Origin of the sequence: Mycolicibacterium cosmeticum, from assembly GCF_000613185.1 — a bacterium.
Lineage (GTDB): Bacteria > Actinomycetota > Actinomycetes > Mycobacteriales > Mycobacteriaceae > Mycobacterium > Mycobacterium cosmeticum.
Genome location: NZ_CCBB010000001.1, coordinates 2333423 through 2349604 on the forward strand (window position 1 = coordinate 2333423; position 16182 = coordinate 2349604).

General features: G+C 68.7%; 15 protein-coding genes. 4 read left to right on the forward strand and 11 right to left on the reverse strand.

Going from position 1 to position 16182, the window contains the following annotated elements; genetic code table 11:
- Positions 1-17: 17 nt before the first annotated feature.
- Both ipdF and ipdE1 read right to left on the reverse strand, forming a co-directional pair.
- Positions 18-809, reverse strand: a complete 792-nt coding sequence (gene ipdF, locus BN977_RS11245; RefSeq protein ID WP_036397611.1) for a (5R,7aS)-5-hydroxy-7a-methyl-1-oxo-2,3,5,6,7,7a-hexahydro-1H-indene-carboxyl-CoA reductase — start codon at positions 807-809, stop codon at positions 18-20.
- A complete protein-coding gene (gene ipdE1, locus BN977_RS11250; RefSeq protein ID WP_036397612.1) occupies positions 806-1954 on the reverse strand; it encodes an acyl-CoA dehydrogenase IpdE1 in 1149 nt (382 codons plus the stop codon). The genes ipdF and ipdE1 overlap by 4 nt, the downstream gene beginning before the upstream one ends.
- 47 nt (positions 1955-2001) lie before the next feature.
- Between ipdE1 and fadD3 the strand changes: the two genes are divergently transcribed.
- Genes fadD3 through ipdE2 form a run of 4 tightly spaced genes read left to right on the forward strand, consistent with a single transcriptional unit; the run spans position 2002 to position 6576 of the window.
- Positions 2002-3540, forward strand: a complete 1539-nt coding sequence (fadD3, locus tag BN977_RS11255) for a 3-((3aS,4S,7aS)-7a-methyl-1,5-dioxo-octahydro-1H-inden-4-yl)propanoate--CoA ligase FadD3 (RefSeq protein ID WP_036397613.1) — start codon at positions 2002-2004, stop codon at positions 3538-3540.
- A gap of 1 nt (position 3541) precedes the next feature.
- Positions 3542-4687: an acyl-CoA dehydrogenase family protein gene (locus BN977_RS11260; RefSeq protein ID WP_036397614.1), complete on the forward strand. Its 1146-nt coding sequence runs from the start codon at positions 3542-3544 to the stop codon at positions 4685-4687.
- Positions 4684-5637 (forward strand): acyl-CoA dehydrogenase family protein, encoded by a 954-nt coding sequence (locus tag BN977_RS11265; protein WP_036397615.1) that lies wholly within the window; start codon positions 4684-4686, stop codon positions 5635-5637. The genes BN977_RS11260 and BN977_RS11265 overlap by 4 nt, the downstream gene beginning before the upstream one ends.
- A 3-nt stretch (positions 5638-5640) precedes the next feature.
- Positions 5641-6576, forward strand: coding sequence for an acyl-CoA dehydrogenase IpdE2 (gene ipdE2 / locus BN977_RS11270; RefSeq protein WP_036397616.1), 936 nt, complete (start codon positions 5641-5643; stop codon positions 6574-6576).
- On the opposite strand, the gene hutI is transcribed toward ipdE2, so the two are convergent.
- From hutI to BN977_RS11315, 9 genes are read right to left on the reverse strand one after another with little or no spacing between them, the layout of a single operon-like run.
- Positions 6564-7730 (reverse strand): imidazolonepropionase, encoded by a 1167-nt coding sequence (hutI, locus tag BN977_RS11275; protein WP_036397617.1) that lies wholly within the window; start codon positions 7728-7730, stop codon positions 6564-6566. The two genes, ipdE2 and hutI, sit on opposite strands and share 13 nt — an antisense overlap.
- Positions 7727-9073: a formimidoylglutamate deiminase gene (locus BN977_RS11280; RefSeq protein WP_036397618.1), complete on the reverse strand. Its 1347-nt coding sequence runs from the start codon at positions 9071-9073 to the stop codon at positions 7727-7729. The genes hutI and BN977_RS11280 overlap by 4 nt, the downstream gene beginning before the upstream one ends.
- Positions 9070-10308 (reverse strand): allantoate amidohydrolase, encoded by a 1239-nt coding sequence (locus BN977_RS11285; RefSeq protein WP_036397619.1) that lies wholly within the window; start codon positions 10306-10308, stop codon positions 9070-9072. The genes BN977_RS11280 and BN977_RS11285 overlap by 4 nt, the downstream gene beginning before the upstream one ends.
- Positions 10305-11987, reverse strand: coding sequence for a urocanate hydratase (hutU, locus tag BN977_RS11290; RefSeq protein WP_407661192.1), 1683 nt, complete (start codon positions 11985-11987; stop codon positions 10305-10307). The genes BN977_RS11285 and hutU overlap by 4 nt, the downstream gene beginning before the upstream one ends.
- A 50-nt stretch (positions 11988-12037) precedes the next feature.
- Positions 12038-12961, reverse strand: coding sequence for an ABC transporter substrate-binding protein (locus BN977_RS11295; RefSeq protein WP_036397621.1), 924 nt, complete (start codon positions 12959-12961; stop codon positions 12038-12040).
- Complete coding sequence (locus BN977_RS11300) at positions 12958-13695, reverse strand: ABC transporter permease (RefSeq protein WP_051561289.1); 738 nt, start codon at positions 13693-13695, stop codon at positions 12958-12960. The genes BN977_RS11295 and BN977_RS11300 overlap by 4 nt, the downstream gene beginning before the upstream one ends.
- Positions 13692-14336 (reverse strand): ABC transporter permease, encoded by a 645-nt coding sequence (locus tag BN977_RS11305; protein WP_036397622.1) that lies wholly within the window; start codon positions 14334-14336, stop codon positions 13692-13694. Before BN977_RS11305 ends, BN977_RS11300 begins: the two co-directional genes overlap by 4 nt.
- On the reverse strand, positions 14333-15442 hold the full coding sequence (locus BN977_RS11310) for an ABC transporter ATP-binding protein (protein ID WP_036397623.1): 1110 nt from the start codon (positions 15440-15442) through the stop codon (positions 14333-14335). The genes BN977_RS11305 and BN977_RS11310 overlap by 4 nt, the downstream gene beginning before the upstream one ends.
- Positions 15439-16119, reverse strand: a complete 681-nt coding sequence (locus BN977_RS11315) for an IclR family transcriptional regulator (RefSeq protein ID WP_036397624.1) — start codon at positions 16117-16119, stop codon at positions 15439-15441. The genes BN977_RS11310 and BN977_RS11315 overlap by 4 nt, the downstream gene beginning before the upstream one ends.
- Positions 16120-16182: the final 63 nt, after the last annotated feature.

Genomic DNA, 16182 nt, shown 5'->3' on the forward strand with positions numbered 1-16182 from the left:
GGAAATTGGCGGAATGGTCAGGCGCGCTGGCTGGACACCGAGATGATCTCTCCGGTCAGGTAGCTGGAGTAGTCGCTGGCCAGGAAGGCGATGGTGGTCGCGATCTCCCACGGTTCGGCGGCTCGGCCGAAAGCCTCGTCACCGGCGAGGCGGTCCAGCAGTTCCGCCGACGACGTCTTCTCCAGGAATTTGTGCCGGGCGATGCTGGGTGACACGGCGTTGATCCGCACCCCGTATTCGACGGCTTCTATTGCGCTGCAACGGGTCAGCGCCATCACTCCGGCCTTGGCGGCGGCGTAGTGCGACTGGGAGTGCTGTGCGCGCCAGCCCAGCACGCTGGCGTTGTTGACGATGACGCCGCCGTGCCCGGCGTCGCGGAAGTAGCGCAGCGCGGCCCGAGTGGCGCGCATGACCGAGGTCAGCGTGACATTGAGGACACGATCCCACTCGTCGTCGGTCATGTCGATGACGGGTGTCTGACCACCGAGGCCGGCATTGTTGACCAGCACATCGATCCGGCCGGCCGCGGCCACCGCCTGGGTGATCAGCGCATCGACGGCTTCGGTGGAGGTCACGTCACAGACCACCGCGTCGACCTTGCCCAGGCCGAGTGCGGCCAGTTCGTCCCTGGTCTCGTTCAGCCGGCGCTCGTGGTAGTCGGAGACCACCACATCGGCGCCCTCGAGCAGGGCGCGCCGCGCCGTCGTCGACCCGATGCCGGTCCCCGCGGCGGCGGTCACCAGCACCACCTTGCCCGTCAGCAGGCCATGTCCCTCGATCTCCTGCGGTGCAACTGAAAGGTCGGTCATCCCTTTGCCTCTCGGGGAAGGCCGAGCACCCGCTCGGCGATGATGTTGCGCTGGATCTCGTTGGATCCGCCGTAGATGGTGTCCGAACGGGAGAACAGGTACAGCCGCTGCCATTCGTCGAACTCGCCGTCGGGCAGCGTCAGCCCGGCCATCCCCCGGACGTCCATGGCGATCTCACCGAGCTCGCGATGCCAGTTGGCCCACAACAGCTTTGACACGGAATCCTGGCCTGGTTGTTCGACATCCATGGTGGCCAGCGCGTAGGACCGCATGGCCTTGAGCCCGGTCCAGGATCGGGTGAGCCGCTCCCGGATGAGCGGATCGTCGACCGCGCCGGTGCGCTTGGCCAGCTCGACCAGATTGGCATGCTCACGGGCATAACGGATCTGTTGGCCGAGGGTGGAGACGCCGCGCTCGAAGGTCAGTGTGCCCATGGCCACCCGCCAGCCGTCGCCGGGCTGCCCCACCACCAGCGACGCCTCGGTGCGGGCGTCGTCGAAGAACACCTCGTTGAACTCCGAGTCACCGGTCAGCTGGATGATCGGGCGGATCTGCACCCCGGGCTGATCCAGCGGCACCAGCAGATAGGACAGGCCGGCGTGCCGCTTGGACCCCTTCTCGGTGCGGGCCACCACGAAGCACCACTGCGCCCAGTGCGCCAGCGAGGTCCACACCTTCTGCCCGTTGATGACCCATTCGTCACCGTCCAGGGTCGCGGTGGTCGACACGTTGGCCAGGTCGCTGCCGGCATTGGGCTCGGAATAGCCCTGGCTCCACAGTTCGGTGACGTTGCGGATGCCCGGCAGGAAACGCTGCTGCTGCTCGGGGGTGCCGAACGCGATCAGGGTCGGTCCGAGCAGCTCCTCACCAAGGTGATTGACCTTGTCGGGGGCGTCGGCCTTGGCGTACTCCTCGTAGAACGCCACCCGGTGCGCGACGGTCAGGCCGCGCCCGCCGTGCTCCTCGGGCCAGCCCAAGCAGGTGAGGCCGGCGGCCGCCAGATGTTGGTTCCACGCGCGGCGTTCCGCGAAGGCCTCGTGCTCCCGCCCGGGACCGCCGAGGCCCTTGAGCGCTGCGTATTCGCCGACGAGATTCTCGGCGAGCCATTGCCGGACCTCGGCCCGGAAGTCCTCGACCTCTATCACCCTTGTAGGCTAACCTACCAAGCACTTGCTTTGTTAGAGGAGCGTCAATGACGAGCGAACCGCGGACCGTTCCAGCGGTGCTGGATCGGGTGGCCGGGCGGCTTCCCGACCATGACGCGGTGGTGACCGACCAGCGCAGCCTCACCTACCGGCAGCTGCGCGACGAGGTCCGGGTGGCGGCTGGCGCCATGATCGAACACGGTGTGCAGCCCGGTGACCGGGTCGCGATCTGGTCCCCCAACACCTGGCACTGGGTGGTCGCCGCGCTGGCCACGCACTACGCCGGCGCCGTCGTCGTCCCGCTGAACACCCGCTACACCGCCAGCGAAGCGGCCGACATCCTGGCCCGCACGCAGGCCCCGCTGCTGTTCGCCGCCGGGCAGTTCCTCGGCGCCGACCGCACCGCGCAACTCGACCGGGCCGCGCTGCCGGCGCTGCGCCATATCGTCCGGATCCCCATCGACGCCGACGACGGCACCTGGGATGGGTTCGTGGCGCACGGCGACACAGAAGAGGCGCTGGCCGCGGTCGACGCCCGCGCCGCCGCCGTGGGCCCCGACGACGTCTCCGACATCCTGTTCACCTCGGGTACCACCGGGCGCAGCAAGGGTGTGCGCTGCGCGCACCGGCAGTCGCTGGACGCCTCGGCCGCCTGGGCGGCCTGCGGTCAGGTCACCAGCGCCGACCGCTACCTGTGCATCAACCCGTTCTTCCACAACTTCGGCTACAAGGCCGGCATCCTGGCCTGCCTGCAGACGGGGGCCACGCTGATCCCGCAGCTGACCTTCGATCCCGAGCAGGCCATGAAAGCGGTTGCCGAGCACAAGATCACCGTGCTGCCCGGCCCCCCGACCATCTACCAGATGCTGCTCGACCATCCCAGCCGCAGCAGTTACGACCTGAGCTCGCTGCGGTTCGCGGTGACCGGCGCGGCGGTGGTGCCCGTGGTGCTCATCGAGCGGATGCAGTCCGAGCTGGACATCGACATCGTGCTCACGGCCTACGGCCTGACCGAGGCCAGCGGCTTCGGCACCATGTGCCGGCCCGACGACGACGCCGTCACCGTCGCCACCACCTGCGGCCGGCCCATCGCCGACTTCGAACTGCGCCTTGGCGAATCGGGTGAGGTACTGCTGCGCGGGCCGAACGTGATGCTCGGCTATCTCGACGACCCGGAGGCCACCGCCGCCGCGATCGACACCGACGGCTGGTTGCACACCGGCGATATCGGCACCCTCGACGCGGCAGGCAACCTGACCATCACCGACCGCCTCAAAGACATGTACATCTGCGGTGGGTTCAATGTCTACCCCGCCGAGATCGAGCAGGTGCTGGCGCGCCTCGACGGTGTCACCGACTCGGCGGTGATCGGGGTGCCCGACGACCGGCTCGGTGAAGTGGGCAAGGCCTTCGTGGTGACCAAGCCCGGAACACAACTCGACGAGGCCGCGGTGATCGCCTACGCCCGTGAGCATCTGGCGAATTTCAAGGTGCCCCGGTCGGTGGCCTTCCTCGACGTTCTGCCGCGAAACCCAGGAGGCAAAGTGGTCAAACCGATGCTGCGTGAGATGGGCGGAGGGAACTGAGTTGGATCTGCATTTCGACGAGGAGACCGAGTCGTTCCGGGCCGAGGTCCGGGAGTTTCTCGCCGCCAACCGGGACGCGTTCCCCACCAAGTCCTATGACACCCTCGAGGGGTTCGAGCAGCACCGGCGTTGGGACAAAGTCCTTTTCGACGCCGGGCTGTCGGTGATCGCGTGGCCGAAAAAGTACGGTGGCCGGGACGCCACGCTGTTGCAGTGGGTGGTGTTCGAAGAGGAGTACTTCCGCGCCGGCGCACCGGGGCGGGCCAGCGCCAACGGCACCTCCATGCTGGCGCCGACGCTGTTCGCGCACGGCACCGACGAGCAGCTCGACCGGGTGCTACCGAAGATGGCCAGCGGCGAGGAGATCTGGGCGCAGGCCTGGTCGGAACCGGAATCCGGTAGCGATCTGGCCTCTCTGCGGTCGACGGCCACCCGGACCGACGGCGGCTGGCTGCTCAACGGTCAGAAGATCTGGAGTTCCCGGGCACCGTTCGGCGAGCGCGGCTTCGGCCTGTTCCGGTCCGACCCGGAAGCCCAGCGGCACAAGGGCCTGACATATTTCATGTTCGTCCTGAAGGCCGACGGTGTCACCGTGCGGCCGATCGCACAGCTCGGCGGGGACACCGGGTTCGGGGAGATCTTCCTGGACGACGTGTTCGTGCCCGACCGTGATGTCATCGGCGGCGTGCACGACGGCTGGCGGGCGGCGATGAGTACGTCGAGCAACGAGCGCGGCATGTCGCTGCGCAGCCCGGCCCGATTCCTGGCCCCGGCCGAACGGCTTGTCGCGCTGTGGAAATCCGACCGCGACCCGGTGTTCACCGATCGGGTGGCCGACGCCTGGATCAAGGCCCAGGCCTACCGGCTGCACACCTTCGGCACGGTCACCCGGCTGGCCGGCGGTGGTGAGCTGGGCGCGGAATCGTCGGTGACCAAGGTGTTCTGGTCGGACCTCGACGTCGCACTGCACCAGACCGCGCTCGACATGCAGGGCGCCGACGCCGAGATCGTCGACTCCTGGACCGAAGGTCTGCTGTTCGCCCTGGGCGGTCCGATCTACGCCGGCACCAACGAGATTCAGCGCAACATCATCGCCGAGCGCCTGCTCGGGTTGCCGCGTGAGGTCTCCGGGGGGAAGAGCAAATGAACTTCGAACTCGACGAACAGCAGCGCGATTTCGCCTCCAGCATCGACGCCGCGCTGGGAGCGGCCGATGTGCCCGCCGCGGTACGCGCCTGGGCGTCCGGGGACACCACCCACGGCCGCAAGGTGTGGGCCCAGTTGGCCGACCTGGGTGTCACCGCACTGCTGGTGCCCGAGAAGTTCGACGGCATCGACGCGCATCCGGTGGACCTGGTGGTCGCGATGGAGCGGCTGGGCTACTGGGCGGTGCCCGGACCGGTGACGGAATCCATCGCGGTCGCCCCGATTCTGCTCGCCGAGCATGACCGTGCCGCGACCCTGGCCTCGGGTGACCTGATCGCCACCGTCGCGATGCCACCCGCAGTGCCGCGCGCGGTGAACGCCGACGTGGCGGGGCTGACCCTGCTGGCCGCCGACGGTCAGGTCAGCGAGGCAACCGCCGGTGCCGGCCACGAGTCGGTTGATCCGACCCGCACCCTGTCCGACGTCACCGCATCCGGCGCCGCGCACCCGGCCGACACCGCCCGCGCCTACGAGTTCGGCGTGTTGGCCACCGCAGCCCAGCTGATCGGCGCCGGGCAGGCCATGCTGGACCAGTCCGTCGAATATGCCAAGCAGCGCAGCCAGTTCGGCCGGATCATCGGTTCCTATCAGGCCATCAAGCACAAGCTTGCCGATGTGCACATCGCCGTCGAGTTGGCCCGCCCACTGGTGTACGGCGCGGCGCTGGCCCTGGCCGACGCATCGCCGGACACCGCGCGCGATGTCAGCGCCGCCAAGGTGGCCGCCGCCGATGCCGCGCTGCTGGCCGCCCGCTCGTCGTTGCAGACGCACGGCGCCATCGGCTTCACCCAGGAGCACGATTTGTCGCTGCTGCTGTTGCGGGTGCAGGCACTGCGCTCGGCCTGGGGTGATCCGACCCTGCACCGCCGTCGACTGCTGGAGGCCCTCTAAACCATGAGCGAAGAACGCGAGCTGCTGCGCGACACCGTCGCCGCGCTGGTCGACAAGCACGCGGCACCGGAAGCCGTGCGCGCGGCGATGGAATCCGAACGCGGCTACGACGAACAGCTCTGGCAGCTGCTGTGCGAGCAGGTCGGGGCAGCCGCGCTGGTGGTACCGGAGGACCTGGGTGGCGCCGGCGGTGAATTGGCCGACGCGGCAGTGGTTCTGGAGGAACTGGCCAAGGCGTTGGTGCCCACCCCGCTGCTGGGTACCACGCTGGCCGAGCTGGCCCTGCTGGCCGCCGGTGCGCACGAGCCGCTCGAGGGACTCGCCGAAGGCGCCTCGATCGGTGCCGTGGTGTTCGATCCCGAGTTCGTGGTCAACGGGGACATCGCCGACGTGGTGATCGCCGCCGACGGCGAGAACCTGACCCGCTGGAACACTTTCACCGCTCAGGCCAAGACCACCATGGACCTGACCCGGCGGCTGTCGGCCGTCACCCCCGGAGAGACCAGCCCGCTCGGTGCCGACCCTGGCCTGGCCGATACCGCCGCCCTGCTGGTGGCCGCCGAGCAGGTCGGTGCCGCGAGCCGGGCGCTGGATCTGACGGTGGCCTACACCAAGGATCGGGTGCAGTTCGGCCGGCCGATCGGCAGCTTCCAGGCGCTCAAACACCGAATGGCCGATCTGTATGTGCGGGTGTCGGCAACGCGCGCCGTCGTCAACGATGCGATCGCCGAACCGTCACCGGCCGCCGCGGCGCTGGCCCGGTTCATGGCCAGCGAGACGTTGTCGACGGTCACCGCCGAGGCGATCCAGCTGCACGGCGGTATCGCGATCACCTGGGAGCACGACATCCAGCTGTACTTCAAGCGGGCCCACGGCAGCGCGCAGCTGCTGGGGCCGCCGCGTGAACACCTGCGCCGGCTGGAGGCTCAGATCTTCTGACCGGCCCGCACCACATCCCGGATCAACGGCACCCCCGGCCGGTACGCGAGGTGGATATAGGACGGCGCGTCCAGGCACACGAAGTCGGCCCGCTTACCGGGCGCCAGCATGCCGACGTCGTCGCGGCGCAGTGCGGCCGCGCCGCCGGCGGTCGCCGCCCACAGCGCCTCGGCTGGGGTGAAATTCATGTCGCGCACCGCCACCGCGATGCAGAACGGCATGCTGGTGGTGAAGGAGCTCCCGGGGTTGCAGTCGGTGGCGATGGCGACGGTCACGCCTGCGTCGATCATCCTGCGGGCATCCGGCCACGGTGCGCGGGTGGAGAACTCCGCACCCGGCAACAGCGTCGCGACGGTGCTGCCGGCGGCCAGCGCCTCGATGTCCGCGTCGGTGGCATAGGTGCAGTGATCGACCGAGGCGGCGCCGAGTTCCACCGCCAGCGCGATCCCCGCGCTAGGACCGAGTTGACCGGCGTGCATCCGCGGTTGTAGCCCAGCCTCGATGCCCGCGGTGAGAATGGCGCGGGATTCGTCGACGTCGAAAGCGCCGCGGTCACAGAACACGTCGATCCAGCGGGCCAGCGGCGCGCAGGCATCCAGCATCGGACCGGTGACCAGGTCGACATAGCCGGCGCGATCGTCGCGGTATTCGACGGGCACCACATGCGCCCCGAGAAACGTCGTCTCGCCGGTGTATTCACGGGCGACGCGCAGCGAACGCGCCTCGTCCTCGACGTTGAGGCCGTACCCGCTCTTACATTCGAACGTCGTCACCCCCGCGGCGGCCAGTTCGCCGGCGAGCCGGCGCACGCCCGCCGACAGCGTGGCGTCGTCGGCCGTCCGGGTCGCCGCCACCGTCGTCGCGATACCTCCTGCGGCGTAGGGCCGCCCACTCATCCGGGCCGCGAACTCCGCGGACCGTTCACCGGCGAAGACCAGATGCGCGTGGCTGTCCACGAACCCGGGCACCACGCTGACGCCGCCGCAGTCGACGTGACGATCCGCGGCCGGCGCATCGCCGCGCGGGCCGACCCATTCGATCATCTCGCCGTCGACGAGGACGGCCCCGTCGGCGATCACGCCGAGGGCACCACCGTCCCCCTTGGCCGGGTCATTGGTGACCAGTTCGGTGATGCCGTCGTACAGGATGGTCATGAGTCACCCAACAGTGCTGTGATGGCCGTCTTCAGCTCGGCGGCCACGTCGACGCGGACGTGTCTGCGGTCGGCGACCACCACCCGGCCGTCGACCACCACATCGGTGACGTCGGCGGCCGACGCGGCGAACACGATCGTCTCCGCGGTGGCGCCGCCACCGGCCGCACGCACCGAGTTCAGGTCCACCGCAACCAGATCGGCGCGAGCCCCGACCTGCAGCACGCCCGCGTCCGTCCAGCCGATCGCGTGCTGGCCGTCGGCGGTGGCGGCGCGCAGCAAGGTCGGTGCGCCGATGATGCCGCGCTCCTGCCGGACCAACCGTTCGTTCAGCTCGACGGCGCGGGCCTCCTCGAACATGTCGATGACGGCGTGACTGTCGGATCCCAGGCTGAACGGCCCGGGCATGTCGAGCAGCGCCGGCGCCGGGCCGATCCCGTCGCCGAGATCCCGCTCGGTGGTGGGGCAGAAGCAGACACCGGTGGCCGAGGCGCTCATGTCGGTGAGGTCTTGGGCGGTCAGGTGAGTGGCATGAACGGCGGTGGTCCGCGGGCCCAGCACACCGGCATCGCGCAGCACCGCGGTGGGAGTGCGCCCATGCACGGCCAGGCATTGCTCGATCTCGGCGCGCTGCTCCGAGGAGTGCACGTGCAGCGGAGCGCGGTGCGTCGCTGCCCACTCGACCACGTCGGGCATCTGGTCGACCGGGACGCCGCGCACCGAGTGCAGCGCCGCGCCGACGAGAACGCCGGGCCGGGAACGGGTTTGGTCGTGCAGCGTTTGCACCCGGTCGGTCCAACCCGCCCCGCTGCCGTCGCCGAACCGCTGCTGGGGCCCGTCCTGCAACGCGGTGCCGTCCGGTGCAGAGCTCAGATAGCAGGTGTCGAGCAGGGTCAACCGCACCCCCGCGTCGGCGGCGGCCTCGATCAGCGCGTGTCCCATCGCGTTCGGATCGTCGTAGCGCCGGCCGCCGGTGTCGTGATGCAGGTAGTGGAACTCCCCTACCGCGGTGATGCCGGCCAGCGCCATTTCGGCATACGCGGCGCGGGCCAGGGCCCGGTACCGATCGGGATCCAGGCGATCGGCCACCCGGTACATGAGGTCACGCCAGGTCCAGAACGATCCGCGGTCGCGTTGGGTGCGCGCCCGCAGCGCGCGGTGGAAGGCATGAGAATGGGCGTTGGCCATGCCGGGAATCACCAAGCCGGCCAACCGTTTCGATCCGTCCGGTGGCGGCGCGCCCGCCGCGATCGCGGTGATCCGCCCGTCGGCCACCGTGATGAGCACGTCCGGCTGCACCGTATCGTCCAGCCAGGCGTGCTCACACCACCAGGTGACCGTCACCGCGTGACCCAGTCGGCCATCACGTCGGCCAGTGCGATCGCGCCGCGGTTGCAGTCCGCCGGCTCGGCGTACTCGGCGGGTGAGTGCGACACTCCGGTCGGGTTTCGGACGAACAGCATGGCGGTGGGCACCTGGGCGGACAGGATGCCGGCGTCGTGGCCGGCCGCCGTCGGCAGGACCGGGATATCGCCCAGGTGGTGCAGCGCCTTGGTCAGCCGGGTGCGCGGGCCGTCCGGGAATTCGACGATAGGCGTGATCGATTCGGCGATCACGTCCAGGGTGACCGATTCCCGCACGGCGTGCCGCTGCGCTTCCGCCGAGATGGCCTCGACCAGCGCGCCGAGGGTGGTCTCGTCCGCGGCCCTGGCGTCCAGCCACGCGCGTATCTGCGACGGGATCGCGTTGGCCCCGTTGGGGGCCACGATCACCTTGCCGAAGGTGGCCACCGCATGATGCGCGGCGGCCTGGGCCCGCGCGGTGTGCACCGAGGAGGCAAACGCCAGCATCGGGTCACGGCGATCGACCAGCCGGGTGGCGCCGGCATGGTTGGCCTCACCGTCGAAGGTGAACTCCCACCGGCCGTGCGGCCAGATCGACGAGGCCACCGCTATCGGGGCGTCGACCAGATCCAGCGCCCTGCCCTGCTCGACATGCAGTTCGACGAACACGCCCACCCGCTCGACCAGTCGGGGATCCGGGCCCAGGTGCGCGGGATCGCGCCCCACCCGGGTCAGGGCCTCCGCCAACGTGACTCCGTCGATGTCGCGCAGACCGCGCGCCCGGTCGGCGCTCAGCGCGCCGGTGGACAGTTGTGATCCGACGCACGCCACCCCGAACCGGGCGCCTTCCTCGTCCGAGAACGCCGCCACCCCGACCGGGATGGCCGGCACCACACCGCGCTCGCGCACGATATCGATTGCGGCGAAGGCTGACACGATGCCGAGCGGCCCGTCGAACGCGCCGCCGTCGGGCACCGAGTCCAGGTGCGAGCCGGTCACGAACGCGTCGCGCGGATCACCGGACCAGCCCGGCGGCAGCCACCAGGCCCACAGGTTGCCGTTGCGGTCGACCTCGACATCCATGCCGCGCCGCGCGGCCTCGCCGGTGAACCACTCCCGCAGGGTCAAATCGGCTTCCGTCCAAGCGAACCGGCGATAGCCGCCGTTGGCCGGGTTGCGACCGACGTCGAGGATGGCGGCCCAAAGCGTGTCGAACGAGGTGCCGGACGATGTCACGCGTCCTCCCACATCGGAATGCGCACGCCCCGTTCGCGTGCCACGTCGGCGGCGTGCTGATAGCCGGCATCGACGTGCCTGATGACGCCCATCCCCGGATCGTTGGTGAGCACCCGCTCGAGTTTCTGCGCGGCCAGCTCGGTTCCGTCGGCCACACACACCTGGCCGGCGTGGATCGAGCGCCCGATGCCGACACCACCACCGTGATGGATGGACACCCAAGAGGCCCCGGAGGCGGTGTTGACCAACGCATTCAGCAGCGGCCAGTCGGCGATGGCGTCGGAACCGTCGAGCATGGATTCGGTCTCGCGGTACGGCGAGGCCACCGATCCTGAGTCCAGGTGGTCACGGCCGATGACCAGTGGCGCGGACAGCTCACCGGAGGCCACCATCTCGTTGAACCGCAGCCCGGCCCGGTGCCGCTCGCCGTATCCGAGCCAGCAGATCCGGGCGGGCAGGCCCTCGAACGCCACCTTCTCACCGGCCATGGTGATCCAGCGCCGCAGGTGGGCGTTGTCCGGGAACAGCTCCAGGATCGCCCGGTCCGTCGCGGCGATATCGGCGGGGTCCCCGGACAAAGCGGCCCAACGGAACGGTCCCAGGCCCTCCTCGAACTGCGGGCGGATGTACGCCGGCACGAAACCCGGGAAGGCGAAGGCGCGGTCGTAGCCGGCCTTACGCGCCTCGTCGCGGATCGAGTTGCCGTAGTCGAACACCTCGGCACCCTTGTCCATGAAGCCGACCATGGCCGCGACGTGCTTGGCCATGGACAGCTCCGCCTGCTCGGTGAAGTAGGCGGGATCCTTGTCGGCCATCTTCTTCATGTCCTCGAAGTCGATGCCCAGCGGCAGGTAGGACAGTGGGTCGTGGGCGGAGGTCTGATCGGTGACGATATCGATCGGGGCGTCGCGTTCCAGGAGTTCGGGGAACACCGCCGCCGCGTTACCCACCAGGCCGATCGACAACGGCCGCTTGGCATCCCGGGCTTCGATCGCCATCGCGAGGGCTTCGTCGATATCGGCGGCCTTGGTGTCCAGGTAGCGGTGGGCGATGCGCCGGTCGATCCGGCTCTCGTCGCAGTCGACGCAGATCGCCACGCCCTCGTTCATGGTGACCGCCAGCGGCTGGGCGCCACCCATCCCGCCCACCCCGGCCGTCAGTGTGATGGTGCCGGCCAGAGTTCCACCGCTGTGCTCATAGCGGCCAGAGGCCGCGAACTTGCGGGCCACCGCCCCGAACGTCTCGAACGTGCCCTGCAGGATGCCCTGGGTGCCGATGTAGATCCACGAACCAGCGGTCATCTGGCCGTACATCATCAATCCCTCGGCCTCCAGCTTGCGGAACTGCTCCCAGGTGGCCCAGTCGCCGACCAGGTTCGAGTTCGCCAGCAACACCCGCGGCGCCCAGACGTTGGTACGGAAGACGCCAACGGGTTTGCCGGATTGGATGAGCATGGTCTCGTCATCGGCCAGTGAGCGCAGTGTGTGCACGATGGCGTCGAAGGCGTCCCAGTTGCGCGCCGCGCGGCCGGTGCCGCCGTAGACGACGAGGTCCTCGGGGTGCTCGGCCACCTCGGGGTCGAGGTTGTTCATCAGCATGCGCAGGGCGGCTTCCTGTTGCCAACCCCGACAGGATATTTCGGTTCCACGCGGGGCGCGGACGGGGCGTGGTCCGGTCACGGAATGGGGCTTGGAATCGGTCACTGCAGTTCCTTTGACGAGAGAGTCGTTCACTGTGCGCTGATACCGGCGCCGGCCAGCCACTTCTTGGCGATGTCGGAGAGGTTGGCGCCGGTGGCGGCCTCGGCGTTCATCGAGATGAGGTCGTCGGTGGTGAGTTTCGCCGACACCGCGTCGAGGGTCTTGGTCACGGTGTCGTTCTGCTTGCCCGCCTTGATCACCGGCACCACGTTCTCCGCGGCGAACAGGTTCTTGTCGTCCTCAAGGGCGACAAGGTGATTCGATTTCAGACCGGGATCGGTGCTGAACAGGTCACCGGCCTGGATCTGACCGTTGGTCAGGGCCGTCATGGTCAACGTTCCGCCCGCGTCCAGACTGACGAAGTCCTTGAAGTTCAGTCCGTACACGTCGCGCAGGCCGACCACACCCTGCTGGCGCGTCTTCCATTCCGCCGGACCGCCCAGTACCAGCTCCCCGGCGACCGGCGCCAGGTCGGAGATGGTTTTCAGCTTGTACTTGTCCGCGGTGGCCTGTGTGACGGCGACGACGTCCTTATCCTCGGCGTTCGACGGGGTCAGCATGGCGATTCCGGCGGGCAGCTTGCTCTTGAGTTCGGTGGTGACGGCGTCCTTGGTCGCGGCGGTGGACTTGGGGTCCAGGTAGCTGAGCAGCGCTCCCGAGTACTCAGGCACCAGGTCGATCGATCCGTCCTTGAGGGCCTGGATGTACACCTCGCGGCTGCCGATGTTGAACTGTTCCTTGACGCTGACGCCCTTGGCCTGCAATGCCTGTGAGTAGATGCTGGCGATGAGTTGGCTCTCGGTGAAGTCGGCGGACCCGACGATGATCTGCGAGCCGGCTGATCCGGTGTTGTTCCCGTCACCGGAGAGGGGGTCGCCCCCACCGCCTCCGCAGGCGCTGAGCGCGAGCACTGCGGTGGCGGCGACGATCGAGAGGATGCTGCGCTTGTTCATGATGCCTTCTCCAAGGTGACGGTGGTTACTGAGGTTTCGACGGGTGACGTGGATTCGGTGCTGACCCGGCGCAGGCCGGGTGAGACGATGAGCCGGCCGATCCAGGCGAAGGTGAATTCGAGCACGATGGCGAGCACGGCGACCAAGATGGCGCCGCCGGCCATTTCGCTGAAGCTGGCCGTTGCCCGGCCGTCCAGGATGAACCTGCCCAGGCCCTGCAGGCCCAGATACGCCGCGATGGTGGCCGTCGAAACGATCTGCAGCGTGGCGCTTCTGACACCGGACACCATGAGCGGCAGCGCGCACGGCAACTGCACGCGCAGCAGGATCTGGATCCTGGTGAAGCCCATGCCGCGGGCGGCGTCCACCGCGTGCGGATCGGCGCCCTGGATGCCGGCGTACGTTCCGGTGAGGATCGGCGGAACGGCCAGCAGCACCAGCACCACGATGGTGGGCAGGACGTACACCAGCTTGCCGGCCACCACCGGTGAGATGACCAGGAACAGCAACACCAGCAGGCCGAGGGAGGGCAACGCGCGCAAGGCATTAGCGAACCCGGCCACCACCGCTTCACCACGGCCGGTGTAGCCGATCATGATGCCGAGTGGAACCGCGATGGCCAGCGCCACCAGCAGTGCGATGGCCGAGTACAGCAGGTGGTATCCGATCTGCATCGGGATGCCGCCCGCGCCGGTCCAGTTGGCCGGATCGGTGAACCAGCCGACGATGTTCATGACGTCACCGTCCGCTGCCGCCAGGGGGTGAGCAGTTTGTTCAGCCAGATGATCAGCCCGTCGAAGACGACGGCGAGCACCACGCAGAGCACCACACCGGTGATCAGCGGAGCGTACAGCCGCAGCTGAAAGCCTTGGGTGAACAGCGATCCGAGCTGCGGGATGCCCAGCAGGGCGGCCATCGTGACGATGCTGACGTTGGACACCACCGCGACCCGCAACCCGGCGGCGATCACCGGTACCGCGACGGGGAGTTCCACGAGCAGCAGGCGCTGCCAACCGCGGTAGCCCATCGCCTCGGCGGCGGCGACCGTGTCGTGCGGTACCGAACCGAGACCGTCGGCCACCACACGGACCAACAGCGCCAGGGTGTACAAGGTCAGTGCGACAACGATGTTCACCGGATCCAGGATCTTGGTTCCGAGGATCACCGGCAGGATGATGAACAGTGCCAGCGACGGAATGGTGTACAGCAGGCCGGCGGTGCCCACGATGGCGGCGTAGCCGCGGCCCGAGCGGTGCGCCCACCAGCCCAGCGGCAGGGCCAGCAGCAGCCCGAGCACCGTCGGGACCAGCGTGAGCCAGGTGTGGCTGACGGTCAGCGCGATGATGCGGTCGATGTTCGACGAGATCCAGTTCATGCCGAGACTGACCTGGCTTCCTTGGCCCGTCGGATCGCGTCGACGATGTCGTGATCGGTGGCCGTGCCGAGCAGCACACCCGCGTCGTCGGTGACGACACCACGTCCGCTCGGGCTGGACAAGGCGGCGTTGAGCAGGTCACGCAGCGGGTCACCACGGCGTGCGGTGGTGGCGCACAGGTTGACGTCGCTGTCGAGCACGGTGTCGCCGGACACCGCGACGGTGTCGACCCAACCGATCGGTGACCGGTGCGCGTCGACCGCGAGGACCCACCGTCCCGAACCGGCTGGAATCGTCGAAATGGACTGCCCCACGGTGATGGTCGGCTCCTGCTGCAGTGGCAGCCGGTCGTCGCCGGTGTGGAAACCGAGCGCCCGATAGCCCCGGGCGGAGCCGACGAAGTCGGCGACGAAGGCGTCCTTGGGGGCGGCCAGCAGCTCGGCTGGGGACGCCGCCTGCGCGAGGGTGCCGCCTTCGCGAAGCACGACCACTTGGTCGCCGAGCTTGAGCGCCTCGTCGATATCGTGGGTGACCATCACGATGGTCTTGGAGATGTCGGCCTGCAGACGCAGGAATTCGTCCTGCAGTTGGTTGCGGACAATCGGATCGACGGCACTGAACGGCTCGTCCATCAACAGGAACGGGGGATCGGTCGCCAGCGCCCGGGCCACGCCCACGCGCTGCTGCTGCCCGCCGGACAGCTGCCAGGGATACCGTCGGGCGAATTTGGCGTCGAGGCCGACCCGCTCCAACAGTTCCATTGCGGCCGAACGGGTTTCCTTCTTTCCGCCGCCGAGCAGCCGGGGCAGCGCGGCGACGTTGTCGACCACGGTGCGATGCGGGAACAGCCCGGCGTTCTGGATGACGTAGCCGATCTTGCGCCGCAGCGCCACCCGGTCCAGGGACTGGGTGTCGACGCCGTCGAGTTCGATGGTGCCGGAGGTGGGTTCGATGAGCCGGTTGATCAACCGCATCGAGGTCGTCTTGCCGCAGCCGGACGGGCCGACCAGTGCGGTGATCTTGCCGTTGGGCGCGGTGAGCGTCAGCTTGTCGACGGCGACGGTGCCGTCCGGGTACACCTTGGAGACGGTGTCGAATGTGATCATGACTGTCTTTCCGGGGGGCCTGATTTGGTGGGTCCGCTCAGCCGGGCGGAGACCTCCGCGGCGGCCGAGACCAGCATCTGGCCGTACCGCACCGTTTCCGGTGCGGTCAGCCGATAGCTCGGGATGACGAGGCTGAGCGCCCCGACGATCCGAGCCTCCGAGCGCACGGGACATGCGATCGCGGTGACATCGGCTTCGACGCCGCGCTCCACCACGACGTAGCCGTCGGCGGGGACGTCGCCGCGCAGTGCGTGCCCGGCGGCCGAGGCGTCCAGGGGTACGGTCCTGCCCACCCAATTGGCGTGCCGGACCGAGTGGGTGCCTTCGACGATGTTGAGGTAGAGCGCGGTGTGGCCGTGTCCCCGCACCGACAGGTAGGCGGACTCGCCGGTCTCGGCAACCAGGGCGTCCATGGTGGGTTTGGCGAGATCGATCAACGACTCGTTGCTCAACGCCTGGGCGCCGAGCTGGATGATGCGCCCGCCCGGCCGATAGTTGCCGGACTCGTCCTTGCTGACGAAGCCGGTCGTTTCGAGCGTCCGCAACAACCGGAGCGCGGTGCTGGGCGCCAACTCGCATTCCCGCGCGCTGTCCACAAGGTTCGTGCCGCCGGTCTCACACACGGTTGCGAGCAGTGCCAGCGCCCGTTCGACGGTCCGCGTGGATGCTTCGGCCACCGTGACCTCCTCTCCTCGATGCGCTGTCCTCGACACCGAAAACTAGGGCCTCGACGTTTCGAT

Excerpts from the sequence above, each read along its gene's own strand:
- BN977_RS11265 (WP_036397615.1), top strand. The coding sequence starts at position 4,684 with ATGAACTTCGAACTCGACGAACAGCAGCGCGATTTCGCCTCCAGCATC.
- BN977_RS11300 (WP_051561289.1), bottom strand. The coding sequence starts at position 13,695 with ATGAACATCGTCGGCTGGTTCACCGATCCGGCCAACTGGACCGGCGCG.
- hutI (WP_036397617.1), bottom strand. The coding sequence starts at position 7,730 with ATGACCATCCTGTACGACGGCATCACCGAACTGGTCACCAATGACCCG.
- BN977_RS11310 (WP_036397623.1), bottom strand. The coding sequence starts at position 15,442 with ATGATCACATTCGACACCGTCTCCAAGGTGTACCCGGACGGCACCGTC.
- fadD3 (WP_036397613.1), top strand. The coding sequence starts at position 2,002 with ATGACGAGCGAACCGCGGACCGTTCCAGCGGTGCTGGATCGGGTGGCC.
- ipdE2 (WP_036397616.1), top strand. The coding sequence starts at position 5,641 with ATGAGCGAAGAACGCGAGCTGCTGCGCGACACCGTCGCCGCGCTGGTC.
- BN977_RS11295 (WP_036397621.1), bottom strand. The coding sequence starts at position 12,961 with ATGAACAAGCGCAGCATCCTCTCGATCGTCGCCGCCACCGCAGTGCTC.
- ipdF (WP_036397611.1), bottom strand. The coding sequence starts at position 809 with ATGACCGACCTTTCAGTTGCACCGCAGGAGATCGAGGGACATGGCCTG.
- BN977_RS11305 (WP_036397622.1), bottom strand. The coding sequence starts at position 14,336 with ATGAACTGGATCTCGTCGAACATCGACCGCATCATCGCGCTGACCGTC.